The sequence below is a fragment of the Demequina capsici genome (assembly GCF_032102965.1).
GTDB lineage: Bacteria > Actinomycetota > Actinomycetes > Actinomycetales > Demequinaceae > Demequina > Demequina capsici.
The window spans coordinates 1,145,856-1,158,804 of record NZ_CP134880.1 but is presented as its reverse complement, the minus strand read 5'-3'; the positions used below and the strand labels follow the sequence as shown (position 1 = coordinate 1,158,804).

Sequence of the window (12,949 nt, the reverse complement as noted above, 5' to 3'; positions counted from 1 at the left end):
ACAAGGAGAGACCGATGACCCAGATCTTCCCCCGCTTCGCAGGCAAGACCGTCCTCGTCACAGGAGCAGGCACAGGCTTCGGCGCCGAGATCGCCGTGCGAGCAGCCCAGGAGGGCGCGAAGGTCGCGATCCACTACCGGAGCTCGAAGGCGGGCGCCGAGCAGACGCTCGCCCGCGTACGGGCGGCCGGCAGCGACGGGATCCTGGTGCAGGCGGACATCATCAGCTGGGAGCAGATCAAGCGGATGGCGGACGACGTCTGGGCCGCCTTCGGCACGCTCGACGTCCTGGTCAACAACGTGGGCGACGTGTCGAGCGAGCAGATGTCGTGGAAGGAGCTCACGCAGGAGGCGCTCGACGCAGTGATCGACGTGGACGTCAAGGGCACCCTGCTGATGACACACGAGTTCGGCGCACGCATGCTCGACCAGGGCCACGGGGCGATCGTCAACGTCGGCTCCACCGTGGTGGTCAAGGGATCGCCGCGCGCACCGCAGTACGCGGCTGCCAAGTACGCGATCCTCGGCATCACCAAGTCGTACGCGAAAGCGTTCGCGCCTGCCGTCCGTGTCAACACCTTCGCGCCCGGATTCATGGAGACAGAGCGCCTGCTGCAGCGCGAGGACTGGAAGAGCGGACGGCGTGAGGTGCTCATCTCCCAGACCCCCATGGGCCACATCCCGCCGCCCGAGTTCGTGGCCGGCGCCTGCCTATGGCTCGCGACCGAGGAGTCCGCACACCTCACCGGCGGCTACATGCTCGCGGATGGCGGCTTCAACATGGTGGGTGCATGACGATGACCCTCGACGCGCCCACCGCCACCGATGCGCTGATCTCGCTCCGCGACGTGACGCTCGCCTACGGCGATGTCGTGGCAGCGAAGGACATCACCTTCGACGTGCGGCCGGGCGAGTTCGTGAGCCTCATCGGGCCATCCGGCTGCGGCAAGAGCTCCGCGCTGCGCGCCATCGGCGGCCTCCTGGATGCGAACGTCGGCAGCGTCGCCGTGGACGGCACCCCCGTCACAGGTCCTCGCCCGCAGGAGATCTCCTACGTGTTCCAGGACCTGGCGCTCTACCCCTGGCGCAGCGCGCTTCGCAACGTGGAGATCGCGCTGCAGTTCGCTGGAGTGCCGCGCCGCGAGCGCAAGGAGCGCGCGATGGAGGCGCTGCGCCGCGTGGGTCTGGGCGACGTGACGGAGCGCATGCCGTCGCAGCTGTCTGGCGGCATGCGCCAGCGTGTCGCGATCGCGCGTGCGCTGGTCTCGGACGCGCGCATCCTGCTGCTCGACGAGCCGTTCGCCGCGCTCGACGAGCAGAGCCGGCTCAGCATCGGCGCCCAGCTGGTCCGCATCCTCGAGGAGGAGGGCAAGACCGTGGTCTTCGTGACGCACAGCCTTGCCGAGGCCGCGTTCCTCTCGGACCGCGTGGTGGTCATGGGCCCGCGACCCGGGGTGATCCGCGAGGTGATCGACGTCCCGCTCGAACGGCCTCGGCATGCCTCGCTCATGCGCGATCCCGTGTTCCACGACCTTACCGACCGGCTCAGCGCGCTCCTGATCGACGACTCGCAGGCGCACTCATGATCCTCACGCGTCGCGCGGCGGTCTACGGCAGCGTCCTCGCCGTGACGATCGTCGCCTGGATCCTGCTGACCGCGTCCGGCGCGGTGAAGCCGATCCTGCTCGCGGCACCCCTGGACGTGCTCGGTGAGCTGGGCCACCTGCTCTCACACCCCGCGAAGGTCCTGGAGCCGATCGGGGTGACGCTCGCGGAGGCGACCGTGGCGTTGGCCGTCGCCGCCGTCGCGGGCATCGTCACCGGATTCGCGATCGGGCCGTCAGAGCTCGGAGTCCGGGCGTACGAGCCGCTCATCACGACGCTGAGCGCGCTGCCGCTGGTCATCCTGTACCCCGTGCTCGCGGCGACCCTGGGCATCGGCTCACCGTCGAAGGTCGCGATCGGTGCGCTCTACGGCTACTTCCCTGTCGCGATCGCCACGCTGCGCGCCGTGCACCGGGTGGACCGAGGTCTGCTGACGGCGGCCCGCACCATGGGCGCGCGGCGCATCGCACTTGCGACGTCCGTGGTGCTCCCGGCTGTCAGCAGCCCGGTGATCGCGTCGATGCGGGTGGCCATGTCGCTCTCGCTCGTGACCATCATCGCCGCCGAGTTCATCTCCGGCGCGGCCGGGGTCGGCTATCAGCTCGCCACCGCAAGCCAGGGGCTCGACACCCCGGCACTCTTCGCTTGGGTGGTCATCGCGATCGCCCTCACAGTCGTCGTGAACATCGCGTTCACGATGGTCACCACACTCACGAGCAAAGGTATAGAACGATGAAGATCTCACCTCGACTCGCGCTCGGCAGCATCGCCGTCGCAGTGCTCGGACTGACAGCGGCGTGCAGCAGCACGCCGTCCGCCTCCGAATCCTCCGGCTCTGCCACTCCGGACACGTCCACGAGCACCACCCAGGCCATGGAGACCGTCTCGATCAACCTGGGCCTGGTGCAGGGGCAGGACTTCATCCACGCGATGCCGGCCCGCGTGGCGGAGGAGAAGGGCTTCTTCACCGATGCCGGTCTTGACGTGACGGTGATCGACTTCACCTCGGGATCCGATCTGACCAAGGCGATCGCGGGTGGCACGGTCGATGTCGGCGCCGCCACCGGGCTCGACGCGGTCGCCGCAGCGGCGCACGATGTGGACATCCAGGCCTTCTGGGGCATCTACGGGCCCAGCCCCATGGCGCTGATCGTCGGCGCCGACTCGACGATCACCGGCTTCGCGGACACCGCCGGCACCAAGATCGGCATCTCGCGCGTCGGATCCCTGACCGACTACACGCTCCGCGCCGCTCTCGACGCGTCAGGCGTCTCGATCGACGATGTGACCGAGGTGCCGCTGGGCGACCCAGCCACCACGATGGCTGCGCTCGCGAACGGCGACGTCGACGGCTTCGTCCTCCCGGTGACGTTCGCGTACATCGTGCAGGCGCAGGGTACCGGCAAGCTCGCCGAGGTGGCGGGCGACGTCATCGGCGGACCCGACCAGTTCGCGATCCTCATGGCACCGTCCACCTACATCGCGGACAACACGGACACGTTGAAGCGCCTGACGGACGTGTACACGCAGACCATCGAGTGGATGCAGGCGAACCCTGACGAGACCGTCGCGATCGCGATGGACAAGCTGGGCATGTCCGACTCCATCGCACAGGGCACCTACGACCAGCTCATGAGCAACTTCACCACCGACGGCTCGATCGACGTGGACGGCCTCGCCGCGTACGCCAGCGCGCTGCCGTCGCTGGGCATCGCCGACACCAGCCCCGACCAGTCCGCCTACTTCAACGACGCCCTCCAGGGCTGAGCGGAGCGATCACCGTGACCGTGTCCCCCATCGTGACGGGCCCCGCCAGCCATGTGCGCCCCCCAGGTCGGCACGCACCGACGCTGCGGACGCAGGCGGCGCTCGTCCGATGGGGGACGATCGCGGTCGCAGTGCTCGTCTGGGAGGTCGTCACCCGCACGGTGCTGGCCGACGACCCGTACCTGGCCCCGCCGAGCGCGGTGCTCACCACGGGGCTGTCCCAGGTGCTCCAGCCGGACGCGCTCGGCGAGCTGTGGAACACCACCGCGCGCTTCCTCGTCTCCTTCGCCGTCGTGGCAGCGCTCGGCATCCCGCTCGGCATCGTGCTCGGCCGCATCTCGCGGGCGTTCTACGAGGGTTCGCGGGACGTCGTGACGATCCTGTACGCGACCCCCCTCGTGCCGTTCTATCCGCTGCTCGTGCTCTGGGTGGGCCTGGGCGCCCCTTCGGAGATCGCGTTCGGCGTGCTTCACGGCATCGTGCCCGTGGTGCTGATCGTCATGACCGCCAGCCACGGGGTGAGGAGCGACCTGCTCGAGGCGGCGCACACGATGGGCGCGTCGCGCATGGAACGGCTCGCGGCCGTCGTCGTCCCTGCATCCCTGGGGGAGATCGTCGGAGCGCTCAAGATCGGCGCGTCCCTCACCATGCTCGGCGTGCTGCTCGCCGAGCTCATGATCTCGATCGACGGCGTCGGCTCGTTCATCGCCCGCCAGATCGTCAACCACCAGGCGGAACGCCTCGACGCCATGATCCTCGTGGTGTGCGTGGGCGTGGTCGCCGTCAACAGCCTCCTCTCCGCCGTGGAGAGGCGCGTGTCCCACGACGGCGGCCGCTGAGCCGCCGACCCTACAGAAAGGCAAGCAATGAAGCTCATCACCTTCGACGAGGGCCGCGTCGGCCGCCTCGAGCTCGAGGAGGGCGTCGTCATCGAGCTCGACGTGCCTTCCACCAGGGAGTACTTCGAGCGTGGAGGCAAGGTCGGCGAGACGGGCGAGCGCCTGCGCTACGAGGACGTGACGCTGCGCGCACCCATCCGTCCCAAGAAGTTCTTCCACACGGCCGGCAACTTCATCGACCACCACAACGAGCTCACGGCAGTGGACTGGTCCCACCCCGTCCACAAGGGCATCGTCTTCTTCCAGAACCTGGACGCGATCATCGGCCCCGACGACGACATCGTCTACCCCGAAGGGCTCACCAAGGAGCTGGACTACGAGCTCGAGCTCGCGATCGTGATCGGCAAGAGCGGGAAGTTCTTCGGCCCTGACGAGGCGGAGGACTACATCGCCGGCTTCACCGTCTTCAACGACATCACCGCGCGCGACATCCAGCGCAAGGAGATGGAGTCCGGAGTCTTCTCGTTCTCGAAGGGCATCGACACGTTCTGCCCGATCGGGCCGTGGATCGTCACCAAGGAAGAGGTGCCGGACATGCACAACCTGCCGATGGAGCTGCGCGTCAACGGCGAGGTGCGCCAGCAGGGCAACACCAACAAGACGCGCATCACGTGGCCGCACCTGGTCGCGTACCACTCGCCGCAGGTGTACTCCGCCGGAGACCTCATCACCACCGGCACCATCTCGGGCGTCGCCGCGGTGCAGCCGAACCCGTTCGACTTCTACCTGCAGCCCGGCGACGTCGTCGAGGCGGAGATCAAGGGCATCGGCACCCTGCGCAACAAGGTCGTGTCCTGGGAGGAGGCGTACGGCGAGCCCGCACCGAAGCGGGTGGACTGGTGAGACTGGGCAACCTCGACGATCGACTGGTGCTCATCGCGGACGACGAGCACGCGGTCGACGTCGCCACGGCCTCCGGCGGCACGTTCGGTCCCGACCCGATGGATGCCTTCGCCGACTGGCGGACCTTCACCGCATGGGCGTCCACCCTGGACCTGACCGACGCGGCAGGCACGGGCCGGTGCTCGGTGGACCTGGCGAGGCTCGGGCCGCCGGTGCCTCGGCCTGCGCAGATCTTCGCGATCGGCGTGAACTACCGGGAGCACGCCGACGAGGCCGGCTACCCGCCGGACAGCATGCCCGTGACCTTCACCAAGTTCCCCTCGAGCCTGACCGGCCCGCAGGCCACGGTGACGCTTCCCGAGGGCCACGTGGACTGGGAGGTGGAGCTGGTGGTGGTCATCGGCACCGGCGGGCACCGGATCGCCCGCGACGACGCGTGGAGCCATGTGGCGGGGCTGACGATCGGCCAGGACCTGTCCGAGCGGGTCGCGCAGCTCGAGGGCTCCAAGCCTCAGTTCTCCCTCGCCAAGTCGCATCCGGGCTTCTCCCCCACTGGCCCATGGCTGGCCACCCCCGACGAGGTGCCCGACGCGATGGACCTGGCGATCAGGTGCGCCGTCGGCACGGAGACCATGCAGGACAGCCGCACCTCCCGCATGATCTACGACGTGCCGGAGCTGATCGCGCGGCTGTCCGCGGTCGTCACCCTCCTGCCCGGCGACCTCATCTTCTCGGGGACCCCTGCCGGGATCGGGAACCGACGCACGCCTCCCCGATTCCTGCAGGCGGGCGAGGTGCTCACCAGCACGATCGAAGGGCTCGGCGCCATGGTCACCCGCTTCGCCTGACACCGACCTCCGGCGGTCGCTCCCCTCTCCTCCTTGCGGCCACCGGAATCGACGCTCCATGCCATTCAAGGCGGCATGGAGCGTGGAGGGCCCCGTCCGACGGCCACGGACGGGGCCCTCGCTGCGCGGGGCTGCAGGCGAGACCCTGGATCGCGGGTAGGTTTCTGGTGAGCCCCGCCACCGAGTCTGGAGGTCACGTGCACGCCACACCCAAGGTCGCAGTCGTCGGAGCGGGAGCGATCGGCCTCGCGATCGGCTCCGCGTTCGCACGTGCCGGCAGCACGATCCTGCTGTGCGGCGGCCGCACGCCTGTCGAGTCGATCACCATCGTCGAGGACGGCGTCCCGCAGACGTGGGAGGCGACGCACCTGGACACGCCCGGCGAGCTCGGCGACGTCGACGTGCTGGTGCTCGCGGTGAAGGCGTACGCGACCGACGCGATGGCCGGCTGGCTCCGCACAGGTGCCGACGCAGGGGCCACCATCCTCGTGGCCCAGAACGGCGTGGAGCAGGTCCAGCGAGTCGCGCCGCACATCGGCCAGGCGGACGCGATCCCCGCGATCGTGTACCTCAACGTCGAACGCACCGCCCCTGGCGTGGCGACCATGCGGCGCGTCGGAGAGCACGACATCGCGCTGCCCTCGGCCGGTGCAGGCGCGGCTCTCGCGGCCACGCTCGCCGTCGGCGGCATGCGCATGAACGCCGCAGCCGACTTCCCCGAGGTCCTCTGGACCAAGATGATGATCAACTGCGCGGGCAACAGCCTCACCTCGCTCACGCGACGCCGCAGCGAGGTGCTGCTGGACCCCGCGATCGCCGCGCTCGCACGATCCATCACCCGCGAGGTCGCCGCGGTCGCACGCGCGGAGGGTGCCGCCGTGACCGAGGCGGACGCCGACGCCGTCGTCGCGTGGCTGCAGGCGGCAGCGCCCGCGAACAACACGTCGTCCATGCGGGAGGACGTGATGGCGGGACGCCCGATCGAGCACGACGCCCTCACCGGCGCGGTCGTCCGCATCGCGGCCTCGCACGGAGTCGACGTGCCTGTGAACACCATGATCCTGGCGCTCCTCGGAGCGCTGCGACCTGAGGAGGGGTGATGCGCATCTCCCAGCGCGCCATGACCGCCGAGCCGTTCCACGCGATGGGCCTGATCCAGAAGGCCACCGCGATCGAGGACGCGGGCCACCCTGTGGTCCGCCTCAACATCGGCGAGCCCTCCTTCGGCGCCCCGGAGTCGGTGCGTCAGGCCATGGTCGACGCGATGGACGGCCGCGCGCTCCCCTACAGCTTCGCGCTCGGCATGCCGGCGCTGCGCGAACGGATCTCCTGGTTCTACAAGGACCGGCACGGCGTCGACGTGGACCCGGCACGCATCGCGATCACGTCCGGTGCGTCGTCCGCTCTCCTGCTCGTCACAGCCATCACCGTCGATCCGGGCGCGGACGTGCTGCTCGCGGACCCGTCCTACCCGTGCAACCGCGAGTTGGTGCTCGCGTTCGGCGGCCATCTGGTGCCGATCCCGACCACGCCCGCCACCCGCTACCAGCTCACCGTCGAGTTGCTCCGCGAGGCCTGGACCGATGCGACCCAGGCCGTCATGATCGCGACCCCGTCCAACCCGACGGGCACGTCGCTGCCCGCCGCGGAGCTGGCGGCCATCTGCGAGCTGGCGAAGGCGCGCGGCGTCTGGCGGATCGTCGACGAGATCTATCTGGACCTCGCCGACCCCGACTCCGACGGCGCAGCGCCGCAGACCGTGCTGGCGCACGACCCCGACGCGATCGTCGTCAACAGCTTCTCGAAGTACTTCGGGATGACGGGGTGGCGCCTTGGATGGTGCGTGCTGCCCGAGGCCTTGGTGGGCCCTGCCGAGACGCTCGCGATGGACTTCTTCCTCAGCGCCTCGACGCCGGCCCAGCTCGCGGCGCTCGCCTGCTTCGAGCCTGAGGCGCTCGCCGAGGCGGAGGCGCGGCGAGTCGAGCTGGTCGCCCGCCGTCACCTCATGGTCGACGGACTCGCCAGAATCGGGCTTCCAGTGGACTCGGTCCCGGACGGCGCCTTCTACGTGTACCCGGACGTGTCGTCCACCGGCCTGGACGCCTGGACGTTCTGCGAGCGGGCGCTCGCGGAGGCGCACGTGGCGCTCACACCGGGCAAGGACTTCGGTCGGACGCACGGCGACACCCATGTGCGGCTGTCCTACGCGTCGTCCCGCGAGGACATCGTCGAAGGGATCGCCCGGCTGGGCCGCTGGTTGGCCACGCTAGGGTGAGGTGGTCACGGTCCGCGCGCCGCCCTCGCGACGACACGGCACCCATCGATAGCATCACCGCATGGACGGCGCTTCCATCCCGGACGCCGCACGGCGAAGGGGGACGCGGATGGACGGACCGAAGCGTGGCGGTGGCGAGATCATCACGGGCCTGCTGATCGCCCTGATCGGTGCGCCTGTCGCCGGAGTTCCGTTGGCGTTCCTGGGGCTGCAGTCGGGTGCGGTCGCCCTCGTCGTGCTCGGCGCGATCGCCGCGATCGTGCTGTTCTGGTGGGGCGTCTGGAGAGCCGTGACGGGTGCGCGGATCTATCTCCACACCACGGAGACGGCCGCGCTGATCGCCATCCACGGCGCCGATGCCGTCGCCCGGCTCGACGCGGGAGAGTAGCCTCCGCGAATCCCACGGACGCTGTGCGAGCGCGCGGGCGTGCACGAGTGCCTCTCTGCCAGGTGCGTCGATGGAGCTCGATGCGCCACGGCGCGGGTCCGCGAGCGCCGTCTCAGGGACACCGATCCCGCTCGTGCGGTGGGGCGGCACCCTGGCTAGCATCGGAATGAGCAGCGGACAACGGCGTCCGACCGCCTGTAAGGAGTGCGGCATGTTCAAGCTGAAGCGTGGTGCCGACGAGATCGTCCAGGGCCTGCTCCTCGCCTTCGTGGGAGCGCCCGTCGCGTACTCGGCGGTGGCGATCGTGTCGATGTTCGTGTGGCCCGACCTCGTCTCGATCGGAGTGGTCCTGGGGCTCGGCCTGTTCGCTCTCGGACTGCTGCGGGCACTCCAAGGCGCCAGGCATTTCCTGAGGAACCTGGAGACCGCGGCGCTGGTGAGGGCGCTGGGCCCCGACGAGGTGCTGCGCCGCGATCGCGCGCACGACCTGTGACGTCGCGTGCGACCTACCGTCTGCCGTCGCCGAACGCGTCGGTCAGGCTCGCTGCGGTCCCTTCGTCGACCACCAGACGGTGGGGCTCGTTGACGGCGTCGACCAGCGTCAACACCACGGCACCATCCTCCTGATCCGAGTCGACTGCGAGCAGCGCGCGTACAGGACGCGACGCGGCCCTGCCTCCGAACAGATACACGACGACACCTGCGACCGGGAGCACGATCGACCAGATCAGCACGGTGGCGAACGTGGTGCCTTGCATGGCGTGCGCTGCGGCGGCCGCGCCCATCGCCACCACCAGCAGCGCCCACGCGGACACGAGCGCCAAGGCGCTCAGGCGCGGCCACCGTCGCCGCCGCTCGACGAGCCAGCTGCCGTCGCGATTCACCACTGCCCACCCCACGTGACCCCCCGGTTCGACGTGATCCGAACATATCCGATCTTGGGAATGTCGCGCGACGGCAACGCCGTCCGCAGCAGCGCGCCGCTCGCGGGATGACGCACCGCCGCACGCCGCCGATCCCTCACATCCGCACCTGCGCAGTCGAATGACCGGGTGAGATCCGACCTTGCGCAAGCCGCGCGCCCCGGAGAAGGAGCACCCCAGTCATGATCACCCTCGTGTCACGTCTCAAGGTCGGCGCGCGCATCACCGTCGCGCTCGCGGTGCTCGGCGCCCTGATGCTGGCTCTCGCGGCCACGGGGATCGCGTCCTCGCGGTCCCAGCAGACCGCTCAGCAGATGGTGAGCGGGATGCAGCACGCACGCGCGGGCATCCAGGACATGCGCTACCACGACGCGGAGATCAACGGCTGGCAGGCCTACATGTCCGCAGCCGCGAACGCGGGCGAGGATCAGGGCCTCACGTCGGACAACGCGGTGGGCACCCTCGCCGCGATCGACACCGCGGATCAGACCATGACGCAGCTCGCGAGCATGCCGTGGGAGGGCGACGAGGCCGCGGCGTTCCAGTCTCTGCAGGCGGCATGGCAGGTGTTCACGGATGACAACGACGCATACCTGGCTCTGCTCGACGACGGGTCTCCCACGGCCGTCGCTCAGGCGTACGACATGCTCTACAACGAGCTGTGGACCTCGTGGGAGAACCTGCTCAACGCCACCGAGGCGCTCGATGCGCTCGTGGCCGACCACGTGACCGCGACCGAGGCGACAGCCACGGCGACAGCCCACACCGCGACCCTCGTGCAGCTCGTGGTCGCCGCGGCGGCTCTGGTGCTCGCGGTGCTGATCGGGATCGTGCTCGTGCAGTCGATCGTGCGCCCGGTGCGCCGATGCGTCACCGCTCTCGAGACGATGGCGGGCGGAGACCTCACCGCCGACGCCGCCGTCGACACCAGGGATGAGCTGGGGCAGATGTCTCGTGCTCTCGCCACCGCCCAGGCCTCGCTGCGGGCGACCCTGTCCGGCGTGGACCGCAGCGCGACGTCGCTCGCGCAGGCGGCCGAGGACCTCACCGCGGCCAGCGCCGAGGTCGCACGCGAGTCCTCGGAGGCGAGCTCCCAGGCGGGCCGCGTCGCGGAGGCGTCCGAGCATGTGTCGCTGAACGTCCAGACGGTTGCGTCGGGCGCCGAGCAGATGGACGCCTCGATCCGCGAGATCTCGCAGAACGCGAACGAGGCCGCCCAGGTCGCCGCCCAGGCCACGGACGTCGCCGCCGCGACCAACGCCAGCGTCTCCAGGCTGGGCGAGTCGAGCCGCGAGATCGGCAACGTGGTGAAGCTCATCACCCAGATCGCGGAGCAGACCAACCTGCTCGCGCTCAACGCCACCATCGAGGCGGCCCGTGCCGGTGAGGCGGGCAAGGGCTTCGCCGTGGTCGCCGGCGAGGTCAAGGAGCTCGCGCAGGAGACCGCGAAGGCTACCGAGGACATCTCGCTCCGGGTCGAGGCGATCCAGGCGGACACGACCGTGGCGGTGGAGGCGATCGACCGGATCACCGAGATCATCGCTCAGATCAACGACTACCAGATGACGATCGCCTCGGCGGTCGAGGAGCAGACGGCCACCACGAACGAGATGTCGCGCGGGGTGGCGGATGCCGCGGACAGCTCCGGCGAGGTGTCGTCCAACATCAACAGGGTCGCGACCGGCGTCGCGAACTCGGTCGAGGTGGTGAACCGCATGACAGGGTCGGTCGAGTCGGTGCGCACCATGGCCGAGGAGCTCCGTTCCGAGCTGGACAAGTTCGTCGTCTGACGACGCGTGCGCTGCACACGACGGCGCCTGCCGCTCCCGAGGGGGTGGCAGGCGCCGTCTGTGGCGCTTCCTGCGTCAGGCAGCGGGTCCGGAGGCGAGCGTCACGGTCGCGGTCTGAGCGACGCCGCTCGTATCGGTCCACGTGAGTGTCACGGAGTCACCGGGGCTGTGCTCGGCGATGAGGGTGGACAGCTGGTCTCCACTCGTGATGGCTGTACCGTCGATCGCCGTGATGACGTCGCCCGCCACGAGTCCGGCGCTGGCTGCGGGGGTGCCGTCGTAGACGTACGCGATCTGTGCTCCTGCGGTGCTCGAACCGGAGCCGCCGGGCATGAGCGCCATGGTCGCGTCGCTCGCGATGCCGACGCCGAGGAACGCAGGGTATCCGAGCGTGACGTCGCCGGACGCGTCGCCGGCGAGGATCTGGTCGACGATCGACATCGCGTCCTCGATCGGGATCGCGTATGCGGTGACCGTGGCGCTGCCGGTGGATGCGGCGGTGGTCATGCCGACCACCTCGCCCTGGGAGTCGAGCAGCGCGCCGCCCGAATCGCCGGAGACCACGTCGGCCTGGAACTCGATCATGCCGGTGAGCGTCTCGCCTGACACCCAGTACTCGGAGGACGTCGTCACGGACGAGTTGACGGAGGTCACGGTGCCGTCGGCCGCCATCAGCACTCCCCCGCCGGAGGCGTTGCCCACTGCGGTCACATCGTCGGCGACGGCGGGGTCGCCCTCGTTGTCGAGCGTCACGGTCGTCAGGCCGGAGGCGTCCTGGAGCTGCAGCAGCGCGACGTCGGAGGTGGCGTCGGTGCCGACGACCGTGGCGGTGTACGTCTTGCCGGTCGACGCATCGGTGACGGTGATCTCGGTCGCGCCGTCGATCACGTGGTTGTTGGTGAGCACCAGGCCGTCGGAGGTGAGGATCATGCCGGTGCCGGCGGCCTGTGCCTGGTCGTATCCGAGCACGGTGTCGATCAGGACGATGCCGGTGGACTCGGAGCTGCTCGCGGTCGTCGCATCCTGTTGCACCGACGCGGTCGAGCTGGACGATCCGGAATCGCTGCCGGGCCAGGTCCCGGTGCCGCCATACCCTCCGCGCGGACCGGCGTAGGTGCCGCCCGAAGCGCCGGACGACGAGTCGCCGAGGCTCGGCAGGTTCGCCGTCTGCGCGGACGAGCCGCTGGACAGCGCCGTCGTCGATTCTCCGTTCGCGCCGACGACCAGGCCGGTGATGGCGAGCGCGGACACGGCTGCGGCGCCGACGGCGCTCCCTATCACCTTCCGGCGCCGGGAGTGCCGCGCCTCGGGCACCAGCGCGATCGTCAGGTAGCCCGTCTGCGCACCGTCGTCGTGGTGCATGTTCTGAGCGGTCATGGTCATCTCCCTCGCTGAGCTTCTCCCCCTAATCCACTCCTCGAACCGGGGAGGACCCCGGGAGGAACCACAGAGATTGCTAAGAATCCCCGTGGCCGACACGGCACGCAGTTCCCCATGAATAGAAGGCTCCGCGGCGCGATCCACGCGAGGATGATGCCTTGAGGCCGGAGACTCTCACTCCGGCCGCTCGCGGGACGATGAGACTCGCAAGGTCTCGGGCTGAGGAGGGCAG

Annotated in this window: 14 protein-coding genes; 12 read left to right on the top strand and 2 right to left on the bottom strand. The window is 69.6% G+C overall.

Going from position 1 to position 12,949, the window contains the following annotated elements; all coding sequences use genetic code 11:
• Window positions 1-14 precede the first annotated feature (14 nt).
• The 11 genes from RN607_RS05610 to RN607_RS05560 all read left to right on the top strand — a co-directional run bounded on the left by RN607_RS05610 (window position 15) and on the right by RN607_RS05560 (window position 9,117).
• Complete coding sequence (locus tag RN607_RS05610) at window positions 15-794, top strand: SDR family NAD(P)-dependent oxidoreductase (protein WP_313544922.1); 780 nt, start codon at window positions 15-17, stop codon at window positions 792-794.
• Entirely contained in the window at window positions 791-1,585 is a 795-nt protein-coding gene (locus tag RN607_RS05605; protein WP_313544920.1) for an ABC transporter ATP-binding protein, read from the top strand. The genes RN607_RS05610 and RN607_RS05605 overlap by 4 nt, the downstream gene beginning before the upstream one ends.
• Entirely contained in the window at window positions 1,582-2,340 is a 759-nt protein-coding gene (locus tag RN607_RS05600) for an ABC transporter permease (RefSeq protein WP_313544918.1), read from the top strand. The genes RN607_RS05605 and RN607_RS05600 overlap by 4 nt, the downstream gene beginning before the upstream one ends.
• Window positions 2,337-3,371 carry an ABC transporter substrate-binding protein gene (locus tag RN607_RS05595; RefSeq protein ID WP_313544916.1) on the top strand — a complete coding sequence of 345 codons (1,035 nt, stop codon included), beginning with the start codon at window positions 2,337-2,339 and terminating at the stop codon, window positions 3,369-3,371. The genes RN607_RS05600 and RN607_RS05595 overlap by 4 nt, the downstream gene beginning before the upstream one ends.
• 14 nt (window positions 3,372-3,385) lie before the next feature.
• The gene (locus tag RN607_RS05590; protein WP_313544914.1) at window positions 3,386-4,210 is read left to right on the top strand and encodes an ABC transporter permease; all 825 of its coding nucleotides are present in this window, start codon (window positions 3,386-3,388) and stop codon (window positions 4,208-4,210) included.
• A 27-nt stretch (window positions 4,211-4,237) separates the two neighbouring features.
• On the top strand, window positions 4,238-5,113 hold the full coding sequence (locus RN607_RS05585) for a fumarylacetoacetate hydrolase family protein (protein ID WP_313544912.1): 876 nt from the start codon (window positions 4,238-4,240) through the stop codon (window positions 5,111-5,113).
• Window positions 5,110-5,961 (top strand): fumarylacetoacetate hydrolase family protein, encoded by an 852-nt coding sequence (locus tag RN607_RS05580; protein WP_313544910.1) that lies wholly within the window; start codon window positions 5,110-5,112, stop codon window positions 5,959-5,961. The genes RN607_RS05585 and RN607_RS05580 overlap by 4 nt, the downstream gene beginning before the upstream one ends.
• 197 nt (window positions 5,962-6,158) lie before the next feature.
• Window positions 6,159-7,061, top strand: coding sequence for a ketopantoate reductase family protein (locus RN607_RS05575; RefSeq protein ID WP_313544907.1), 903 nt, complete (start codon window positions 6,159-6,161; stop codon window positions 7,059-7,061).
• Window positions 7,061-8,236: an aminotransferase class I/II-fold pyridoxal phosphate-dependent enzyme gene (locus RN607_RS05570; RefSeq protein WP_313544905.1), complete on the top strand. Its 1,176-nt coding sequence runs from the start codon at window positions 7,061-7,063 to the stop codon at window positions 8,234-8,236. The genes RN607_RS05575 and RN607_RS05570 overlap by 1 nt, the downstream gene beginning before the upstream one ends.
• Before the next feature lie 109 nt (window positions 8,237-8,345).
• Window positions 8,346-8,624, top strand: coding sequence for a hypothetical protein (locus RN607_RS05565; RefSeq protein WP_313500709.1), 279 nt, complete (start codon window positions 8,346-8,348; stop codon window positions 8,622-8,624).
• A 211-nt stretch (window positions 8,625-8,835) separates the two neighbouring features.
• Window positions 8,836-9,117, top strand: a complete 282-nt coding sequence (locus RN607_RS05560) for a hypothetical protein (protein ID WP_313500707.1) — start codon at window positions 8,836-8,838, stop codon at window positions 9,115-9,117.
• Between the two features lie 13 nt (window positions 9,118-9,130).
• Here the strand turns inward: RN607_RS05560 and RN607_RS05555 are convergent, their stop codons facing one another.
• Window positions 9,131-9,508, bottom strand: coding sequence for a hypothetical protein (locus tag RN607_RS05555; RefSeq protein WP_313544903.1), 378 nt, complete (start codon window positions 9,506-9,508; stop codon window positions 9,131-9,133).
• Between the two features lie 221 nt (window positions 9,509-9,729).
• Here RN607_RS05555 and RN607_RS05550 point away from each other — a divergent pair, with 221 nt between their 5' ends.
• Complete coding sequence (locus tag RN607_RS05550) at window positions 9,730-11,337, top strand: methyl-accepting chemotaxis protein (RefSeq protein WP_313544901.1); 1,608 nt, start codon at window positions 9,730-9,732, stop codon at window positions 11,335-11,337.
• Window positions 11,338-11,412: 75 nt separating this feature from the next.
• On the opposite strand, the gene RN607_RS05545 is transcribed toward RN607_RS05550, so the two are convergent.
• Window positions 11,413-12,714: a S1C family serine protease gene (locus tag RN607_RS05545; RefSeq protein WP_313544899.1), complete on the bottom strand. Its 1,302-nt coding sequence runs from the start codon at window positions 12,712-12,714 to the stop codon at window positions 11,413-11,415.
• Window positions 12,715-12,949: the final 235 nt, after the last annotated feature.